We start from the raw sequence: 18,448 nt of genomic DNA, 5'->3' as shown, positions 1-18,448 counted from the left end.
GCCGCCAGCGTTCAATCTGAGCCATGATCAAACTCTTCAATTTAAGATTTTGTTCGGCTCAATGAATACTGAACATTACATAAGTAATGTTTGAATTGACTGTGCTGAATCTTTCGATTCAATGGTCACTTCGTTTCATTGAAACCTAATTTGATACCGCTTTCCGTTAAGAAAGAAATATCTAATTGGATTATCATCAACGAGTGCCCACACAGATTGATAGGTCTATATTGTTAAAGAGCTTGCTTCGTAAGCTTTGCTATCGAAGCGGAGGCGTATTCTAAGGAATTAATTTTCAGTGTCAAACACTTTTTTAAATTAATTTTTAGAAGTTTTCTTTCGCCTTCTTGCCAACCGCTTTTGCGTTTCCGCTTTGCCCTGACAACGGAGGCGCATTATAGGGAGATGATTTTTCTTGGCAACCCCTTTTCAGAAAAAAAATCAAAAAAAAGCGTCGAATGATTAAATATCACTCAAACGCTTATTTTTAGCACTCAGTTGTTAACTTCAAGTAGCAAATAGGCAATCAATATGTGTCTAGCCAAGACTCTTCAAAGCCTGTGATATCGAGACTCATTGATTGCGCCGCTTCGATTTGCTCGATAGCCTCCAATTCTTTATTTACACTGCTCATCGTCAGTGTGTTGTTGTCTAGCTCAAACACCTGACTTTGAGTCGTATAGTAGAACTTAAGGATCGTCAGCGCTTTTACATCGCCATTGTTCGCGGCTGCTTTAATGCTTTTTAGTTTACGAAAGATCTTGTTGTGCAGCTGCTTGAGTTTCCAAACGTACAGCACTTCTTCCATGTATGGTCGAGTTTTAATTTGATTCAATAAAGAGAGGGAAGTTGCAACTGCGAGAACGACACCAATCAAATTCCAATGGAAATTGCCCGTTGATTGTTCTGGTACGACTTCAGTGTTGCCAAACAAAACAATCAACAAGGTACTAAAGGCAAGAGAGGAGATGGCGAGCAACGCAACAAAACCGCCAATCACAAGGTTTACTTTCTTTTTATAAATGTCTTTATTTATCTGTTTGATTTCCATATACCACTCCTAACAGGGTTGCCTCCTATTCTAGCCAGCACACCCAGCTCCACAATCGAAGCTTTGTAAGTAAGTTCACATTTGCTATTAAACTCGCATCCCTTCCCTGCTTGGGTATATACTTCCGCGCATTCACTCTTCCTATATAGAGGCTAAATTCATGCGCTCTTTTGTTTTACGAGCTCGCGCGGCGCCAACCACCAGCAAAGCACTGTTAGAAGGTGTTGGTAATGAAGCGCATACAGAGATTCTTGCTCATACCATGATGAACACGATGTTCGTTGCTCAATCACACCGTGAAGATGTGGTTGTTCACTTGGTTTTAGAAAGCACAAAAGATTTCTCACGCACCATTACTATTCGCTCCAACGACATCACCAACATTGGCGGCTTCCATGAGTCAACCTTGATTGCAGCAGTGGCTCGCGCTTTGGATGCTTCGGTTGGTATGGGTAAAGAGCAACTTCGTGAAGTCGAACCTGGTATTACCGTTCGTACAGTGAGCTTTGAACGCCTAGTACAAGAACTGGCAGAAGATCACCAACTATATATGCTGGATAAGAAAGGCGAATTTGTTCGTGATGCAGAAATTGGTGAAAATCCATGTTTCTTGCTAACTGACCATATACCGATGCCGAAAAAGTCTTTTAACAGCTTAAAGCGCCTTGGCACAGAGAAGATCAGCTTAGGTCCTAAGATGCTTTTCGCTTCTCAGTGTGTAGTATTGATCCACAATGAGTTGGACATACGCGAATTCTAGTTATTCGCGCACACGTTGCTAGATAATGAAAGAGGACTCTATTGAGTCCTCTTTTTGTTTCTATAGTAATGCTAAGTTTACTTACCACCAATGCTCAAACGAGCAAAACGAACGTCTGGCGAGAAGAAAGTTCGGCTATCGTTAATTAGCTGAGTATCACCTACTGCCTCAACTTCTTGCAGCATATTGTAGAAGTTACCCGCTACCGTGATCCCACGAACTGGTTGAATGCGCTTACCATCACGGCACAAGAAACCACTCGCGCCAAATGAGAAATCACCACTCACTGCATCCGCACCAGAATGGACACCTTGAAGTTCGACTAACTCTAGGTACTCACCCGCTTTTACTTCTGACGCACTGCTGTTACCCGTCGCAATCACTTTGTGATTCGCTGATACGTCTAGGCTCGATTTTGCACCGCGAGCGGCACTTGCTGTCGAGACTGCGCCCAAGTAACTTGCGGTCTGGCTGTTGTGTAGCAAGGTTTTCAACTCACCATTAGCAATCATGACATTATCTTGAGTAGCGAAGCCTTCACTATCAAAACTCGCGATTGCCATACCATTTGGCATGTAAGCCGTATCAGTAAAGGTAATTAAATCACTCGCAACACGTTGACCAAGCTTGTCACCCAGTGGCGTAATGCCTTTCATCGCGCTTACGCCAGAGAAAGCACTGCCGAAAGCACCGAATAAACTTGCTAGCGCATTGATGTGGAAAATAGCAGGGTAGTTACCTGTCGCAACCGGAGCGCCTTCCAGAAGATCACGAGCAAGGTTGTAGCCACCTTCTATACAGTAAGCTGGATTCAACTCATCAAAACGGCGACCCAGTGACATTCTACCCGCCATTGACTGTTTGCCGTCTTTTTCAAACAAGGTATACGCGTAACAAGTGAACGAGCGCTCGAAGTGTTGACACAATGTGCCTTGAGTATTGGCAATGATCAGTTGTGTTTCGCCATCGCTGTAACCATTGTAAGGTGCGCTAGAAGCGTGAGGCAGAGCCACTACGCCTTGCTCAAGTGCGAGAGACAGTTCGATTTTTTCGTCAACAGAAGTGGTATCTTCTTGCACAATCTCAGCAACATCAGTCGTGATTTGGCTGTTTACGCAGCTGATGGTTTGATGTTCATCTTGCTTGGAAAAGCGAGCACTTTGCAGCGCGTTTGTGAGCATCAAATCTAAACTTGGTTGCTCTAGTGATTCAGAATAACTTGTCGCGACACGAGCATCTTTAATAACTCGAACACCCAGCACTTGACTTGAGCTTACTTTGTACTCATCCAGCTTTCCTTGGTTCGCTTTCAGAGAAAAGCTGCTGTTGCGGTTTACAATGACGTCCGCTTCTGCACCTTGGCGTTTTGCTTCTGATAGGACGTAATCAACCGCATTAAGAAGTTGTTGTTCTTGGCTCATTAGTTACCGCCTCCTACCAGAATGTTATCGACTTTCAGTGTTGGCTGACCGACTGTTGTTGGTACTGAACCACTTACGGAACCACACATGCCCGGCGCAAGTGCCATGTCTTTGCCGACCATGCTGATTTCTTTCAACACTTTTGGACCCGTGCTGATCAGCGTTGCTGTTTTCAGAGGCTTGGTGATTTTGCCATTTTCAATGAGATAAGCTTCACGAACAGCAAAGTTAAACTCACCCGTACCCGGTTGAACCGAGCCACCTCCCATCTTCTTCGCATAGATACCATGCTCGATGCCTGCCAGCATGTCATCAAGTGAATGCTCGCCTTCTTCGATAAAGGTATTACGCATACGCGAGGTTGGTGCGAACTTGTAGTTTTGACGACGACCAGAACCCGTAGGTTCGTAACCTGTCTTCATGCCACCCATTTTATCGACCATAAAGCTGGTTAGCTTACCGTCTTTGATCAATTGGGTGCGCTGAGTCTTCATGCCTTCGTCATCAACATGAATCGAGCCCCATTCGTTGGTCATGGTGCCATCATCGACTGCATTCACCGCGGTGTGAGCAACCATTTCGCCCATCTTGTCGTGGAATACTGAAGCTTTCTTCGCAACCGAAGTGGTTTCTAGCAAGTGACCACACGCTTCATGGAAGATAACGCCGCCAAAGCCGTTACCAATTACCACTGGCATTTCACCCGATGGACAAGCATCAGCGCCAAGTTTTACCAACGCTTGTTGCGCGATAGTTTGACCTAGCTCTTTCGCATCAAGCTGTTCACTGAACTCCCAGCCAGCAAGAGCACCAGGACCTTCCATACCAGAAGACTGCTCATTACCTTTTTGAGCGACAGTATTACCAGCAACTCGGATGTAGTGACGAGTATCGTCAACGTGTAGACCTTCTGAATTGAAGATAGACACTTGCTGTTCGCGCTGAAGCACGCTGCCAATAAACTGGCTGATATGCTCACTCTCAGCACGTGCGGCTTGGTCAACTTTCAATAGAAACGCGATTTTTGAATCTAGGTTAGCATCCTTACTTAGCGGCATGCGGCAACCATGTTGGATTGGGTAGCGGTTCAAATTCAAAGAACCCGCTGACGCGATTTGCTCACGCTTGTCTTTTGCAGCAAGCAGCGAGGTTACGCGCTTTAGTTCGGCTTCATCTGTGCTGTTGGTGTAACCGTAAAGCACCTTATGACCGAAAAAAAGACGAATACCGATACCAAAATCGATACCCGAGTTAACCTTATCCACTTCACCAGATGCGATCTGGACAGTGTTGGTTTGGTGATGTTCAACGAATAGTTCAGCGAAATCAGCCCCCAAAAAGAGAGCATGATCGATCACTGACTTCGCTGTTACAGAATTAAGCATGAAGTCTCCTTGCTCGATGATCGTCTTAGCCTTCCTAATTAACTGTGAAAAAGTTCAACAAAGTTAAATTGGCAACACGTTAAATTTTAACAGTTTTTTAACCTTGTTTTGTGCTAATCCTTGCTTAACGAGACCACGATTATTTATTAAATATTCCAGGTTCTGCTCATTCACCAGAGCGTTGCACTAGTAAATTCCACCCAGCAAACCATTTAGGTGCTTACTTTATCACTCACCTCGCATAATTGAATACTCATTATAATTACGCTCAAAAAACGTATCCCTTCCGCAATGGTCCTGCTATCATCCGAACGAAATAGTCGGGGGGCCACACGACAAGTGTTGGCTGAGATCGAAATTCGAGACCCGTTGAACCTGATTCAGTTAGCACTGACGTAGGGAACTATGCACACTTTGCCTTTCGTCGCCCCTCTTAGGTAAGCGATAGCGATCGAAAAATCGATCTATCTGCAACGGTCAAAGTCAGTTCCTATACGTCTTGTAGTAGGAGCGACCATGACGCAGCAATCACAACCTCATTCACATCACACGCCAGCCTTGCCTACCCCTATCGTATTGACCATCGCGGGCTCAGACAGTGGTGGCGGTGCAGGTATTCAAGCCGACATCAAAGCGATGTCCGCAACCGGCAGTTTTGCTTGCTCGGTAATCACGGCGATTACTTCGCAAAATACCCAAGGCGTTTCTGCGATTTTCCCCATTCCTCTCGACCATGTAGAGAGCCAACTTGATGCAGTATTTACCGACCTCAACATCGTTGCAGTCAAAGTGGGCATGCTGGCAGATTCCAATATCATCAAAGTCGTTGCTGACAAAATTAAACAATACCAGCCAAAACACCTCGTGATTGACCCTGTAATGGTGGCCACTAGCGGCGATCTATTATTGGAACAGTCGGCAATCAGCACTTTAAAAGAAGAATTGATTCCGCTCGCAGACATCATTACCCCTAACCTACCCGAAGGCGCAGCATTGACGGGTAAGCCAATGCCTCAGTCAGAATCTGAAATGAACGATATGATTACCGACCTTCGTGCGCTTGGAGCCAAAGCTATTCTGCTCAAAGGCGGTCACCTTGAAGAAAATGAAAACAGCAACGATCTGCTTATCATGCAAGACAGTGCCGAGTTAATTAGCGCCAAGCGATTTCCAACCAAAAACACCCATGGCACAGGCTGCACGCTGTCTTCTGCCATCGCATCTTATCTTGGACAAGGCAACAATCTGCACAAAGCGGTGCACCTTGGTAAGCAGTACATCAGCCAAGCTATCGCGCACGCTGATGAACTGGATGTCGGTAAAGGTCACGGCCCTGTGAACCACTTTTTTGCGGGTCATACTTATGTTCGCTAACGCGATTGGCATTCAGCTTTCCGATGCTAGCCTGCGATACAAAGATAGCCAAACACCGACTTTAGCAGGAATGAACATGACCATTCCCGTCGGTAAATGGACGGTATTACTCGGACGAAGTGGCTGCGGGAAAACCACAATATTGCGTTACTTAGCTGGCCTACTGGATGACCAAGTTGACTGGCATGGCGAACTCATCACAACCGATGGCGCTGCACTGCATGACCGTATCGCTTACATGGCTCAACAGGATTTATTGCTACCGTGGTTGAATGTGTTAGACAACGTCTGCCTCAGTTCTCGATTTTCTCAAGAGCAAGCACCAGAGCAAAATAGACAACGTGCACTGACTTTACTCAGCCAAGTGGGACTCGCCGATTACGCGGATGCTAAGCCAGCTCAGCTCTCTGGCGGCATGAGACAACGTGTTGCCCTTGCTCGTACTCTGATGCAAGACAAGCCTCTGGTTCTGATGGATGAGCCCTTCTCTGCGCTGGACGCGGTTACTCGCCATAAGTTGCAAACCTTGTCTGCCGAATTATTGAAAGATAAGACGGTTGTTCTGATTACCCACGACCCACAAGAAGCGGTGCGATTAGCTCATCAACTCTATGTATTGCAAGGCTCACCTGCGCAAGCTCAGCACTTGGTTGTTCCGGGTTCTACGCCTCCACGAGTTCTCGATGGAGAATGCGCGGCGCTACAACAAGCGATTTTGGACCAATTGGAGAAAGACTATGAGTGATATGACTCAGTACAACTCCGTTTCGGCACGTATTGGTAAAAAAGAAAGCGTGACACATCCGGCTCTGCGCTTGGTCATCAGCACTGCGGTGATCTTGGGATTGTGGCAGTTGGTCGTGGTGATATTCGATATGCCAAGCTTCATCTTACCTTCACCAATTGAAGTGCTGGATAGATTGGTCACTCGTTACGATGTCCTGCTCAAACATACTTGGGTTACCGCGCAAGAGATTTTACTTGGCTTGGCGCTTGGATTATCAATGGGTTTGCTGTTCGCATTGCAAATGCTGATGTTCGAGCCGCTCAAGCGTTGGTTACTGCCCATTCTGATTGCTAGCCAAGCGATCCCTGTGTTCGCCATCGCGCCAGTGCTCATGCTTTGGCTTGGTTACGGCATTGCATCGAAAGTTGTCATGGCGGCGATCATCATCTTTTTCCCCGTCACGACATGTTGTTATGACGGTTTGCGCAATACACCAACAGGTTACCTCGATCTTGCCAAGACCATGGGCGCGTCGAAATGGCAGCTACTTCGTCATATTCAATTGCCAGCCGCACTACCAACTTTAGCTTCAGGTATTCGTGTTGCCGTCGTTATTGCGCCAATTGGAGCAGTGGTCGGTGAGTGGGTAGGTTCAAGTGAAGGCTTGGGTTATCTGATGCTCCAAGCTAACGCTCGAATGATCATTGATGAGATGTTTGCAGCGCTGTTTATCCTCGCCGTGCTGTCTATCTCACTCTACTTCATCACCGATAAATTATTGAAAAAAGCCATCCCTTGGGAAAGCAAGTAATTGCCGAAAATAACCAAAGGAAATTGGGAAAGAAAAGGAAGAACCCCGTGAATAAAAACAAACTTATGAGCGCTGCTGCTCTACTCGCTTCAGTGGTATCAACCAACGTGCTTGCCTCTGAAAAAGAGATGACACTGATGTTGGATTGGTTCGTCAATCCAAACCATGGTCCTATCGTGATTGCCAAAGAGCGCGGTTACTTCAAAGAACAAGGTTTGAAGGTCAACATTCAAGAGCCTGCAGATCCAAGTACACCACCTAAGTTGGTCGCGGCGGGTAAAGTCGACATGGCGATTTCATACCAACCGAGCCTAACTATCGATGTCGCGGCTGGTTTGCCACTAATCCGCTCTGCGACTTTGATTGCTACGCCACTCAACACGCTGATGGTGTTGGACAACGGTAAGAATGAAAACCTTGGCGACTTAAAAGGCAAGAAGATCGGTATTGCGATCGCAGGCAACGAAGAAGCAGCAATCGGCACCATGCTAGCTCAAGAGAACGTGAAGTTTTCTGACGTACAAATCATCAACGTAGGTTGGGCGCTGTCTTCGTCTCTTGCGTCTGGCAAGGTGGATGCGATTTGGGGCGGTCTACGTAACTTCGAAACCAACCAACTGGCACTAGAAGGTTATAAAGCTAAGGCCTTCTTCCCTGAAGAACACGGCGTGCCAGCGTATGACGAGTTGGTCTTCGTAGCCAATGCAAAAACCTACGACAAAGAAGCCATCAAGGCATTCAATAAAGCACTAGAGCAAGCGACCACTTACATCGTTAACCATCCAAAAGAGTCGTGGAAAGAGTTTGTGGCTTATTCACCAGACACCCTCAACAACGAACTTAACCAACGCGCTTGGAACGACACGCTAACTCGTTTCGCTCTTCGTCCATCTGCAGTAGATCTGAAACGCTACGATGATTATGCCGAATTCATGTATTCACAAAAAATCATCGAAACACTGCCAAAAGCGAAAGATTACGTACCGAGCTTTGACTAATTCTACTGACCTTAGGCTCAAAGCCTAGGGTCTTTTGATAACGAGATACCCATAATGAAATACCAAGATTTGATCGACGCTTGCCGCCAAGATTGGCAAGAATACACTGAGCATGCTTTCGTGCAGCAATTGGCGCAAGGCACTCTTGCTCAGCCTTGTTTTCTGCATTACCTAAAGCAGGATTTTCTTTTCCTAAAACAGTACGCGCGAGCTTACGCATTAGCGATCTACAAAGCGCGTACTTTGGATGACATGCGCCGCGCCCTACCAAGCGTACATGCATTGCTCGATTCTGAAATCGCCCACCACGTGACTTACTGTGAGCAATGGGGACTGACAGAATCCGACTTAGAAAACGAGCCAGAAGATTTCGGCACTGTGGCTTACACCCGTTACGTATTAGATGCTGGCATGACGGGCGATCTTGTTGATCTATACGCGGCACTAGCGCCATGCTCCATCGGTTATGCCGTAATCGGTAAGGTGCTGATTGAAGATGAAAAGACCGTAATCGAAGGCAACCCATATGCAAGTTGGATCAACCTCTACGGTGGTGAGGAATTCCAATCTGGTGTCGCAAAAGGTACAGAACACTTTAACCAGTTATTGGCGGAAATCGACATCAATAGCCAGCGTGGTCAAAACCTGATTCAGGTATTCAAAACTGCAACGCGTATGGAAGTGGCATTCTGGCAACAAGGTCTAAACGCTCAGCAAGATTAATCGGAGAGTCTCATGTTAATTGAACAAATCACCCAAGCATTAACCGCAGTACGCCAGCAAAAGCCATTAGTCGTCAACATCACTAACTACGTGGTGATGAATAACACAGCAAACGCACTATTGGCCATCGGCGCTTCTCCAATCATGGCGCACTCCAAGCAGGAAATGGCAGAGATGATGTCGTTCGCTGGCGCATTGGTTATCAACATCGGTACCCTAGACAGCGTTTGGACACCGCGTATGAGCTATGCCGTAGAGCAAGCCAATACCAATGGCAAAATCGTTGTACTCGACCCCGTCGGTTGTGGAGCAAGCTCACTGCGTACCGAGACATCACGTGAGATCGCACGCCTTGCAGACAAGTTGATCATTCGTGGTAACGCCTCAGAAATCATCGCTCTCGCTGGCGAGCAAGCACAAAGCAAAGGCGTCGATGCACTAGACAGCAGCGACGCAGCACTTGGCGCAGCGAACTTCTTAGTTTCAGAGTATGGTGCAAGTGTGGTGATTTCTGGCGAGACTGATTACATCATCACGAAAGAGCAAACTGTGCAGCTAAACAACGGTCACGAGATGATGCCATACGTAACCGGAATGGGCTGCACACTAACGGCACTGACGGGTGCTTTCGCTGCTGTTGGTGATCACTCCGGACTTGCTGCCGCGGCGGTACTGGGCGTTGTGGGTGAAATTGCGGCTGAGCAAGCGCGAGGGCCAGGCAGTCTGCAAATGAACCTGTTGGATGAGCTTTACCAACTGGATGAAGAAACACTGGCAAAACGCCTAAAACTCCAAGTGAGTTAAGCTTTCTCTAACAAATACCGGCCTCTCACTCCCTGTAGATGAGAGGCCCAAAGGAAACAAAATGAACGCCTATCGTTTATATTTGGTCACCGATGACCAACAAGATTTAGCCACACTAAAGCGTGTTGTGAGAAAAGCCGTGGAAGGTGGCGTGACCATGGTACAAGTCCGCGAAAAACACGGCGATGTGCGTGCGTTTATCGAACGTGCTCAAGCCGTGAAAGACATCCTTAAAGATACCAATGTGCCTTTGATCATCAATGACCGCGTTGATGTTGCACTGGCAGTTGATGCCGATGGGGTTCACCTCGGGCAATCAGACATGCCCGCAACTATCGCTCGTGAGTTGATTGGACCAAACAAAATCCTCGGCTTATCCATCGAAAATGAAGAGCAGCTTGCAGAAGCGGACTCTCTTCCGATTGATTACATCGGCTTGAGCGCAATCTTCGCGACGCCGACCAAAACCAACACCAAGAAGTTCTGGGGTATTGATGGCTTGAAGATGGCGTTAGAGACGACTTCACTGCCGATTGTTGCCATTGGCGGCATTAACGAAAGTAACATTCCGCAACTCAGCGCCACTGGTGTTCATGGCTTAGCTTTGGTTTCAGCGATTTGCCACGCAGAAGATCCAAAAGCCGCATCGGAATATTTATTAGGGTTGATGAGCTAACCTTGCTCACGCCTGAACAAAGCGCTTATGGATGAGCGCGTTTGCCTTTCAGTACTTTCAACAACCTCTCCTTTCACAACGAAGAGCTGCAATGTCACTTTCACGCTCGAATTGACAGAGCGTTGATAAGTTTTTCACGCCAGATAACGTAAGATAAGCCCCTTATTTTCACGTGGTTGAATAACCCTCAATAAAAACAAAACGCTCTCAATGAAAACCAAAAAATATGGATTGATGATGCTCGCCTTGTTTGTTCTTGGCATCATCCCAATGTCGCTGTTTGGCTCTTATCACAATCTCACTTCACAGGTGCCGGAAAGTCTGGGTATTACTTTTACTTTGCTCACAGATTCTGCTGGTAGCAAAGGCTTTTTAATTACGTTAACACTGCTACTGCTTTCTTTATTTCGCTTTAAACCAAGTCGCATTGAGTGGATACAAAAACTCTCAATGTTAGGGTTGTTACTGGTGATTGGTTTTGCCAGCAAAACGGGGCTAAAACTGATGACAGAAAGCCCGCGTCCCTACACGGAATTGCTCGCAGCAGAACAATTGATTGAGCACCCAGACGCGTTTTATCAGTTGGATACAAAGCAGCAAGCCAACGTAATTAACCAGATTTCTGAACACGTTAGTGATTGGCGAACGCGCCATTGGCAAGGCGAGAAAGACTATTCTTTCCCATCCGGCCATACGATTTTCGTTTCGATTTGTTTGGCTTTCTTTGGCGGGTTGTTCTTACAGAACAAGAGCTATATCTCTGCACTGTCATTATGGATGTGGGGAATGAGCGTCGCATATAGCCGCTTATGGCTGGGGATGCATCGCCCTGAAGATTTAATAGGCTCAGTCTTGTTTGTCGCGATTGTATTTACTTTACTCCCGACATTTCAAATTAAGAAACAGATGCCATTTGTTTCTCTCGCTTCGCGCTAATGTGAACGATTACTAGATAAAAAAGAAGCCAGCGATTCGCTGGCTTCTTGCTTTAAAACGCTACTTTTTTCTAACCATTTCTTGGTGGTTCAAACGCTGTTAGTTCTAATTCTGGGCCAGTGTATTTTTCAATACGAACCAGCGCCGAGTTCGCCGCACAGCCGTTTGCAAGTCGAGAGGTCGGAATATCCAACGTTAACACGTTACAACCGCCGTTCTTACAAATGCCGGTTTTCGGATCCAGATCCGGCCAGCCGCCTTCATGAATACACACTGAACCTTGCTTGATTCGGTCAGTCACTTCTGCACCAACCAATACTTGGCCACGGTTGTTAAACGCACGAACTAAATCGCCCGTTTTAATACCACGCGCTTTCGCATCTTCAGGGTGAATCCAAATAGGTTCACGGTTTGCAATTGCGTACTCTTCGCGAATCTTCGCGTAGTTAAACTGGCTGTGTAGACGATGCGCTGCGTGCGCGGTCATTAGCTGCAACTCGCCGTCTTTTGCATTGCCAGTGTACTCGGTTGGTGCCATCCACGTTGGGTGTGGAGGACAGTCTTCCAACTGATAACCTTCAATGGTTTTCGAGAAGATTTCGATCTTACCACTTGGTGTACCGAGTGGATTCATGATCGGGTCTTCACGGAAATCTGCGTAACGAACAAACTGTGCGTTCTTCTCGTTCCACTTCATCTCGATCAGTTGGTTATCTTCCCAGAACTTGCTGAAGTTCGGCATTGCTACGCGAGAGCCACGGCCACCTTGTTGCGCCGCCTTGTAGAAGCCGTACAGCCATTCCATTTCGGTTTTACCTTCAGTGTATACGTCACGGCCACCCGGAGCTAGCATCTCTGCCATGTCCGCGAATACATCGAAGTCATTACGCGCTTCACCTTGCGGCTCAACCACTTGCTTCATTGGCACCAAGTGTTGGTTACTGTAGTCACCCGTCATCGTTAAGTCGTTACGCTCGAACGATGTGGTGATTGGCAGAACAATGTCCGCGTGCTTCGCAGCCGCCGTCCAGTAAGGCTCTGAAATCACGATCAGTTCAGGCTTTTGCCATGCTTTAATCAAGCGGTTGGTATCTTGGTGGTGAGTAAAGTTCGCACCACCGGCCCACCAAATCATCTTGATGTCCGGGAACGTCAGTTCATGACCGTTATGATGGTAGGATTGACCTGGGTTTTCCAACGCCTCGACGATACGCGCCACAGGGAAGCTTTGCACCGCGCCAGACACCGCCCAGTCGTTCCCCGCAGAAGAACCGCCACCCAGCGATGCCGAAATCGCAGGAAGTACGCCAGCATCACGAGCAGGGTTACCACCGTTTGAGTAGTGGTAAGAGAAACCAAAACCACCGCCCGGTAAACCGATTTGACCCAACATCGTTGCTAGTGTAACCAGCATCCAGTGACGCTGCTCACCGTATTGTTGGCGCTGCATGCCCCAACCCGCCATCAGCATGGTGCGGTTTTTACTGAAGATGTCAGCCAGTAGCTCAAGTTGCTTTGCAGGTACGCCACAGATTTGTGATGCCCATTCTGCTGATTTTTCTACGCCGTCTTCTTCGCCCATCAGGTACGCTTCAAACTTGTCGTAACCTGCGGTGTATTTATCGAGGAAGGCTTTATCGTGCTTACCTTGTTTCACTAAGGTGTGTGCGATACCCATCATCATTGCCACGTCGGTCATTGGGTGAGGAGCAATCCACTCCGCATTCTCACCAAAGAACTCGATGGTTTCAGAACGAATAGGGTCAATAGCGATAACCGTCTTGCCTGATTTTTTCAACTGATGGAAGAACTCAAGACCAGCACAGTCTGTTGAGCTCCACGCGATTTTTAGAGTGTTGATCGGGTTTAAGCCCCAAAGCACAACCACATCGCTGTGCTCTAGTACCACTGGGTACGTGGTTTGCTGCTCGTACACTTCGATAGAGCCCACAACGTGCGGCATGATGACCTGCGCAGCACCCGTTGAGTAGTCACCCAAGTGGCCTGAATAGCCACCCGCCATGCTCATGTAACGTTGCAGCAAGGTTTGTGCTTTGTGCAGCACGCCACTTGAACGCCAGCCGTAAGAGCCTGCAAACACAGAAGCCGGGCCATATTCTTTGCGAATTCGCATGTGCTGCTCGTGGATCAGCTTGTAAGCCTCATCCCAAGACACACGCACAAACTCATCACTACCGCGCACACCTTCTGGCGACGATGGGTTTGCCAAGTAGCCTTTACGTACCATTGGGTACTTCACACGCGCCTTGGTATGCACTTGGTCAGGCCCAGTAGTTTGTAGACTATTTGGTACAGTTTGTGGAAGAGCATTAGTAGTCGAAACCAACTTACCATCTTTCACTTCACATAACATTGGGCCCATGCGGCCTGCTGTCAAAATGCCCTTGCCACGCTGGTTTGAAGACGCAACAGACATAGGTGCAAATGAAGTGAATGCCATTGCACCAGCCGCCATGCCAGTGCCTTTTAGAAATCCGCGACGGGTCATATTAGTCATAATCTTATCCTTCTATTTATCGTTAGTGACCAACCACATCTTTTGCGTGGTGCTGGAAGAACTTGGTTAGAATTTCTAGGTTCTCGGCTGAAATATCAGTTCGATCACCCATACTTTTCGCTACCGGTCCCCATGCATTCACTGTGAAGTGATTTGAAGGAATTTTCGCGTGACAAGTTGCACAGTAAACGTTGTCCAACTCTTCTGCGTATGACCATACTGGATCAAGCGTGTCTACAACTGGAGAATCAATAGCGCCAGTTAAAGAAACCGCGCGCCATTCGTTGCCGTAAACATCTGCCTCAAATTCACCAGTTTCAAGCGCTTGTTGGCCTTGCTCTGTTAGCGTTGCAACGATGGCACGTTGACCTTCTCCCATGTAAAGCACTTGCTCTGCGCCTTTCATTTGGAATGCGTTCAACTTAACAGTGCGGTTGTCGCCTTCAGAGCTGATTACTTCCAACTTCGTCGTTGGGTTAATTTTACCCATCTCACCCATTGCGATTTCAGTCACAGGGTAAACGACTTTGGCACCAGGTGATGTTTTTGTGGTGAAGCTCATCAACGTTTCAAATGCCTTGCTGTCTAGCTCTGCTTCTGGTGCAAAGTGCGCCACACCTTTATGACAATCGATACACGTTTGATCGTTTGCTTTCGCGTAAGCGTGCATCTTCGCCGCATCACGTGATTGCTCAAACTCTTCCATTGCATCGAAATCATGACACGAACGACACGTCGCTGAATCATTTTCACGGAACTGAGCCCATACCGTTTCAGCCATATCTTTACGATGTGCTTCATATTTCTCTGGCGTGTCGATCTTACCTGTCACAAATTCATGGTAGATGTCTTTCGACGCGCGAATTTTGGTGATCAGGTAATCCATTGGTTCTTGAGGAATATGACAGTCAGAACATTCCGCGCGAATGCCTTTCGCATTACTGAAGTGCACTGAGCCTTGGTACTCTTTGTAAGGGGTTTCCATAGAGTGGCACGAGAGACAAAATTCAGTATCTGAGGTGTAATGCATTACTGCCGCACTCCCCCCCAAAGTTAACCAGCCCACACCAATGCCGGCAGCAACCAGCAGTGCAACATATCGTTTTTTTATTGACATAATTAGCAACACTTCCAAATAAAATGTAATTATAGGTCGCAAATTACTACTTTATGGGTAGTCCTCTCTTGATCCACATCATTTCCGTGTTGCTCTGTATGCCTCAAGTATGAAATTTTGTTATTTACATCTCAAGGATGAATATATGGCAATAATCCATTACCTAGCCAACTATTCACCACATAAATCACTTTTATGAATGCAACTATTTGATTAAATAGATAAGAGGATGAGAGACTGAATCTCCACATTGATGCAGTAAGGACACGCATGTCAGTTTATATCGAGACGCACAGAAGCCAATTAAGACCCATCAAAGCCAGTGACTGGGAACTCTTTCAACGATTACTCTCCGAACAAGAGGTTATTGCGCTCTGTTTCGATCGTCCCAGCGAAACAGAAATAAGAGAAAAATTTGCTTCGCGATTATTACCATGGACCCCAAATAGCCAGCATTGGCTTTGCCTTGTAATACTCGATAAGCAATCTGAACAACCCATCGGCATCACTGGCTTTGCTATTGAAAACGGTAAGGCAGAGGTAGGTTACTTACTTTTGCCGGAATTTCATGGCCAACAGTTTGGAACAGAAACTCTTCAAGCGCTTCTATACTGGGCAACCTCGACACATAACATCAACCACTTTTCCGCGACGGTCACTGAAGGCAATATTGCGTCAGAGCGTGTCCTGATAAAATGTGGTTTCGAACTCATTGAGGTCATTCCAGACGCATACCAAATTGGTGGCAAACCCTACGCCGATAAAATCTACTCACTACATAAATAAGGACGTATTTTGAATAAAGTAGTCATCATTACCGGCGCAAGCCGAGGTATTGGAGCAGCAGCGGCGAAAAAGCTGGCCGAGCAAGGCTATCGCGTTTGCGTTAATTACCGCACTCAGCAAGAGGCCGCCGACCAAGTTGTGGCAGAAATACAAGCAATCGGTGGCAAAGCGATTGCCATAGCCGCAAACGTAGCCGATGAGAAGCAAGTGCTCTCCTTGTTTGATGAAACAGAACGTGAATTTGGTGCAGTGACGCACTTGGTCAACAACGTTGGCATCCTATTTACTCAATCGCCTTTGTCAGAAATTAGCTTGGAACGCTTTCAGAAAGTAATGAACACCAATGTGAATAGCTGTTTTCTCTGCTGTCGAGAAGCGGCGAGGCGATTCAGTGCAGGCGGTGCAATTGTGAATGTCTCCTCTGGAGCGTCGCGCTCAGGAGCGCCATTTGAGTATGTCGATTACGCCACATCAAAAGGCGCGATGGATACCTTAACTAAAGGGCTCTCGCTAGAGTTGGCAGAGCGCAATATTCGCGTCAATGGCGTTCGACCTGGTTTCATTTACACTGATATGCATGCCGACGGCGGAGAACCAAACCGAGTAGATCGACTCAGCCCTCAAATTCCTCTTAAACGCGGTGGCACGGTAGAAGAAGTGGCAAATGCGATCGCTTGGCTATTAAGTGACGAAGCCTCTTATGTCACAGGATCATTTATCGATATTGCAGGGGGCAGATAGAATGCAAGTCCATATCCGACAAGCGATTCCCGATGATTTAGACGAAATTTTTCAGCTTAATTTTCAAATTAATTCACTGCATTTTGCGAATGCGCCAGAAGCCTTTGTTGCGCCTTCAGAAGCTGACCGCGAATTTCTTGCACAAGCACTAGAGAACAAAGAGCGACTCTTTTTGATTGCCGAACGCGAACAGCAAATTCTCGGCTTCTTAACCGCGATGATCACCCAAAACGACACCGTCAGTTTTCTGATCAAAGACCCAATTTGTCGCGTGGGAACAATTGTTGTCGATGAAGCGCAAAAGCAGCAAGGAATCGGCCGCCAACTGCTCCTAGCCTGTGAGCAATGGGCGCGCGACGCCAATGCCACACAAATTCGATTGGAAGTGATGGAATTCAATCAGCCAGCACAGCGCTTTTACGATAATCAAGGTTTTAAAACTAACTCACGCATTATGCTGAAACATTTGTAACGATAACGACAATTAAGCGCTTTTAACGACTAAACCCACCTAAATCGTATTTATCGATGCAATTTACCCCCCTAATTTTAGAAAAAGACGATATGATGTGCGGATAAGGAGATTCGAACATGATTTATCTTTTCGATTGGGGGAACACCTTGATGGTAGATTTCCCTGAGGCACAAGGAAAAATGTGCGATTGGGAACACGTAGAAGCAGTTCCTCAAGCCAGAGAAACACTGGCAATACTTTCCCAAAATCATCCCATCTACATTGCGACCAGTGCATCTGATTCCAACATGGAAGAGGTTCAGCGTGCATTTGTTCGCGTCGACTTAGACCAATACTTAAATGGCTATTTTTGTTTTGCCAACCTCGGTATCGCTAAAAACCAACCTGAGTTTTATCTCGCCATCGCAAAACAGTTAGGGGTTAACGTGAGTGGAATAACCATGGTTGGCGATTTACCTCACAAAGATATTTACCCTGCGATGAAAGCGGGCGTAAACACAATTTGGTTTAACCCAACGGGCGCTGATGCACCAGCAGAAGCCATTCCTAACCAAATTCGTTGTTTATCTGAGCTTATCCCCTAACCGTTACTAACCTGCACTAATCAAGGAAGATGAATGCAAATCAGATCCATCAAGGTGAGCGATATCGCGCGCTTCACCGCGCTGTGGAATCGAGTGTACTCCGAAGGGGAATTTTTGATTTCTCCTGCACCCGATAACGCAACGCTTCGCAGAATCCTGCAACGTGTGGAAAACGAGTCCATCCCTCAGTTTGTCGCGTTTGACCGCCAAAAACTTATCGGTAGTGTTGAAATCTACCCAGCTGAGATGTGCGGTTACGAAAGAGGGCAACGCCTTCGCGTCGGTATTCTTGGTATTCACATCGACAAAAACTACCGAGGCAAAGGATTGGGGCGGAAACTATTGGCAGTCGCGATCGCACGTGGTTGGGAATTTGGTTACGACCAAATCGCACTCTACGTATACACAACCAACACACCAGCGATTGCTTTGTATGAACGGTTTGGATTTGAACATCAGGGGGAACTTGGGGAAGTGACCTTGCCAAATGGTAAAGTCTTGATGAGTCAAAAAATGGTATTGTATAAAGCGCAAAGCCGTTCGAAAAACCCCGATTTGTAG

Annotated in this window: 18 protein-coding genes, 1 pseudogene and 1 riboswitch; of the genes and pseudogenes, 14 read left to right on the top strand and 5 right to left on the bottom strand. The window is 46.9% G+C overall.

The features are described 5' to 3' along the window. Positions 1-526: 526 nt before the first annotated feature. Positions 527-1,051 carry a DUF3087 domain-containing protein gene (locus R7R24_RS06065; RefSeq protein ID WP_033907183.1) on the bottom strand — a complete coding sequence of 175 codons (525 nt, stop codon included), beginning with the start codon at positions 1,049-1,051 and terminating at the stop codon, positions 527-529. 160 nt (positions 1,052-1,211) lie between these two features. On the opposite strand from R7R24_RS06065, the gene trmY reads away from it, so the two are divergent. After that, complete coding sequence (gene trmY / locus R7R24_RS06060; RefSeq protein ID WP_017634347.1) at positions 1,212-1,811, top strand: tRNA (pseudouridine(54)-N(1))-methyltransferase TrmY; 600 nt, start codon at positions 1,212-1,214, stop codon at positions 1,809-1,811. Between the two features lie 77 nt (positions 1,812-1,888). Here trmY and R7R24_RS06055 read toward each other — a convergent pair whose 3' ends face one another. Together R7R24_RS06055 and R7R24_RS06050 are read right to left on the bottom strand one after the other, a co-directional pair. After that, complete coding sequence (locus tag R7R24_RS06055) at positions 1,889-3,232, bottom strand: TldD/PmbA family protein (RefSeq protein ID WP_054578541.1); 1,344 nt, start codon at positions 3,230-3,232, stop codon at positions 1,889-1,891. Further along, positions 3,232-4,617 carry a TldD/PmbA family protein gene (locus tag R7R24_RS06050; protein ID WP_054578542.1) on the bottom strand — a complete coding sequence of 462 codons (1,386 nt, stop codon included), beginning with the start codon at positions 4,615-4,617 and terminating at the stop codon, positions 3,232-3,234. Before R7R24_RS06050 ends, R7R24_RS06055 begins: the two co-directional genes overlap by 1 nt. 311 nt (positions 4,618-4,928) lie before the next feature. After that, positions 4,929-5,036: riboswitch (TPP riboswitch) on the top strand. Positions 5,037-5,133: 97 nt separating this feature from the next. Between R7R24_RS06050 and thiD the strand changes: the two genes are divergently transcribed. The 8 genes and pseudogenes from thiD to R7R24_RS06010 all read left to right on the top strand — a co-directional run bounded on the left by thiD (position 5,134) and on the right by R7R24_RS06010 (position 11,666). Further along, complete coding sequence (thiD, locus tag R7R24_RS06045; protein WP_005383329.1) at positions 5,134-5,991, top strand: bifunctional hydroxymethylpyrimidine kinase/phosphomethylpyrimidine kinase; 858 nt, start codon at positions 5,134-5,136, stop codon at positions 5,989-5,991. Then, complete coding sequence (locus R7R24_RS06040; RefSeq protein ID WP_054578543.1) at positions 5,981-6,736, top strand: ABC transporter ATP-binding protein; 756 nt, start codon at positions 5,981-5,983, stop codon at positions 6,734-6,736. Before thiD ends, R7R24_RS06040 begins: the two co-directional genes overlap by 11 nt. Positions 6,737-6,794: 58 nt before the next feature. After that, positions 6,795-7,529, top strand: a pseudogene (locus tag R7R24_RS06035) (ABC transporter permease); the annotation flags it as partial. 47 nt (positions 7,530-7,576) lie between these two features. After that, entirely contained in the window at positions 7,577-8,527 is a 951-nt protein-coding gene (locus R7R24_RS06030; RefSeq protein WP_318119472.1) for an ABC transporter substrate-binding protein, read from the top strand. A gap of 54 nt (positions 8,528-8,581) precedes the next feature. Then, entirely contained in the window at positions 8,582-9,250 is a 669-nt protein-coding gene (gene tenA, locus R7R24_RS06025) for a thiaminase II (protein ID WP_054578545.1), read from the top strand. Between the two features lie 12 nt (positions 9,251-9,262). Then, positions 9,263-10,054 carry a hydroxyethylthiazole kinase gene (thiM, locus tag R7R24_RS06020; RefSeq protein ID WP_054578546.1) on the top strand — a complete coding sequence of 264 codons (792 nt, stop codon included), beginning with the start codon at positions 9,263-9,265 and terminating at the stop codon, positions 10,052-10,054. Between the two features lie 61 nt (positions 10,055-10,115). Continuing rightward, positions 10,116-10,730 (top strand): thiamine phosphate synthase, encoded by a 615-nt coding sequence (gene thiE / locus R7R24_RS06015; RefSeq protein ID WP_005374296.1) that lies wholly within the window; start codon positions 10,116-10,118, stop codon positions 10,728-10,730. Positions 10,731-10,940: 210 nt separating this feature from the next. Further along, a complete protein-coding gene (locus R7R24_RS06010) occupies positions 10,941-11,666 on the top strand; it encodes a phosphatase PAP2 family protein (RefSeq protein ID WP_054578547.1) in 726 nt (241 codons plus the stop codon). Between the two features lie 70 nt (positions 11,667-11,736). On the opposite strand, the gene R7R24_RS06005 is transcribed toward R7R24_RS06010, so the two are convergent. Further along, positions 11,737-14,184: a trimethylamine-N-oxide reductase 2 gene (locus R7R24_RS06005; RefSeq protein ID WP_017821005.1), complete on the bottom strand. Its 2,448-nt coding sequence runs from the start codon at positions 14,182-14,184 to the stop codon at positions 11,737-11,739. 22 nt (positions 14,185-14,206) lie between these two features. After that, entirely contained in the window at positions 14,207-15,301 is a 1,095-nt protein-coding gene (locus tag R7R24_RS06000) for a NapC/NirT family cytochrome c (RefSeq protein WP_054578548.1), read from the bottom strand. A gap of 270 nt (positions 15,302-15,571) precedes the next feature. Between R7R24_RS06000 and R7R24_RS05995 the strand changes: the two genes are divergently transcribed. The 5 genes from R7R24_RS05995 (at position 15,572) to R7R24_RS05975 (ending at position 18,448) form a co-directional block, all read left to right on the top strand. After that, positions 15,572-16,087: a GNAT family N-acetyltransferase gene (locus R7R24_RS05995; RefSeq protein WP_054578549.1), complete on the top strand. Its 516-nt coding sequence runs from the start codon at positions 15,572-15,574 to the stop codon at positions 16,085-16,087. Between the two features lie 9 nt (positions 16,088-16,096). Further along, positions 16,097-16,828: a glucose 1-dehydrogenase gene (locus R7R24_RS05990; RefSeq protein WP_054578550.1), complete on the top strand. Its 732-nt coding sequence runs from the start codon at positions 16,097-16,099 to the stop codon at positions 16,826-16,828. Between the two features lies 1 nt (position 16,829). Then, on the top strand, positions 16,830-17,300 hold the full coding sequence (locus R7R24_RS05985; RefSeq protein ID WP_025768770.1) for a GNAT family N-acetyltransferase: 471 nt from the start codon (positions 16,830-16,832) through the stop codon (positions 17,298-17,300). Between the two features lie 119 nt (positions 17,301-17,419). After that, the gene (locus tag R7R24_RS05980) at positions 17,420-17,887 is read left to right on the top strand and encodes an HAD family hydrolase (protein ID WP_025768769.1); all 468 of its coding nucleotides are present in this window, start codon (positions 17,420-17,422) and stop codon (positions 17,885-17,887) included. Between the two features lie 33 nt (positions 17,888-17,920). Next, complete coding sequence (locus R7R24_RS05975) at positions 17,921-18,448, top strand: GNAT family N-acetyltransferase (RefSeq protein WP_025768768.1); 528 nt, start codon at positions 17,921-17,923, stop codon at positions 18,446-18,448.

Source organism: Vibrio sp. 704 (genome assembly GCF_033339295.1).
This window is presented reverse-complemented; position numbering and strand designations above follow the sequence as displayed.

Excerpts from the sequence above, each read along its gene's own strand:
- R7R24_RS06065 (WP_033907183.1), bottom strand. The coding sequence starts at position 1,051 with ATGGAAATCAAACAGATAAATAAAGACATTTATAAAAAGAAAGTAAAC.
- trmY (WP_017634347.1), top strand. The coding sequence starts at position 1,212 with ATGCGCTCTTTTGTTTTACGAGCTCGCGCGGCGCCAACCACCAGCAAA.
- R7R24_RS06055 (WP_054578541.1), bottom strand. The coding sequence starts at position 3,232 with ATGAGCCAAGAACAACAACTTCTTAATGCGGTTGATTACGTCCTATCA.
- R7R24_RS06050 (WP_054578542.1), bottom strand. The coding sequence starts at position 4,617 with ATGCTTAATTCTGTAACAGCGAAGTCAGTGATCGATCATGCTCTCTTT.
- thiD (WP_005383329.1), top strand. The coding sequence starts at position 5,134 with ATGACGCAGCAATCACAACCTCATTCACATCACACGCCAGCCTTGCCT.
- R7R24_RS06040 (WP_054578543.1), top strand. The coding sequence starts at position 5,981 with ATGTTCGCTAACGCGATTGGCATTCAGCTTTCCGATGCTAGCCTGCGA.
- tenA (WP_054578545.1), top strand. The coding sequence starts at position 8,582 with ATGAAATACCAAGATTTGATCGACGCTTGCCGCCAAGATTGGCAAGAA.
- thiM (WP_054578546.1), top strand. The coding sequence starts at position 9,263 with ATGTTAATTGAACAAATCACCCAAGCATTAACCGCAGTACGCCAGCAA.
- thiE (WP_005374296.1), top strand. The coding sequence starts at position 10,116 with ATGAACGCCTATCGTTTATATTTGGTCACCGATGACCAACAAGATTTA.
- R7R24_RS06010 (WP_054578547.1), top strand. The coding sequence starts at position 10,941 with ATGAAAACCAAAAAATATGGATTGATGATGCTCGCCTTGTTTGTTCTT.
- R7R24_RS06005 (WP_017821005.1), bottom strand. The coding sequence starts at position 14,184 with ATGACTAATATGACCCGTCGCGGATTTCTAAAAGGCACTGGCATGGCG.
- R7R24_RS06000 (WP_054578548.1), bottom strand. The coding sequence starts at position 15,301 with ATGTCAATAAAAAAACGATATGTTGCACTGCTGGTTGCTGCCGGCATT.
- R7R24_RS05995 (WP_054578549.1), top strand. The coding sequence starts at position 15,572 with ATGTCAGTTTATATCGAGACGCACAGAAGCCAATTAAGACCCATCAAA.
- R7R24_RS05985 (WP_025768770.1), top strand. The coding sequence starts at position 16,830 with ATGCAAGTCCATATCCGACAAGCGATTCCCGATGATTTAGACGAAATT.
- R7R24_RS05980 (WP_025768769.1), top strand. The coding sequence starts at position 17,420 with ATGATTTATCTTTTCGATTGGGGGAACACCTTGATGGTAGATTTCCCT.
- R7R24_RS05975 (WP_025768768.1), top strand. The coding sequence starts at position 17,921 with ATGCAAATCAGATCCATCAAGGTGAGCGATATCGCGCGCTTCACCGCG.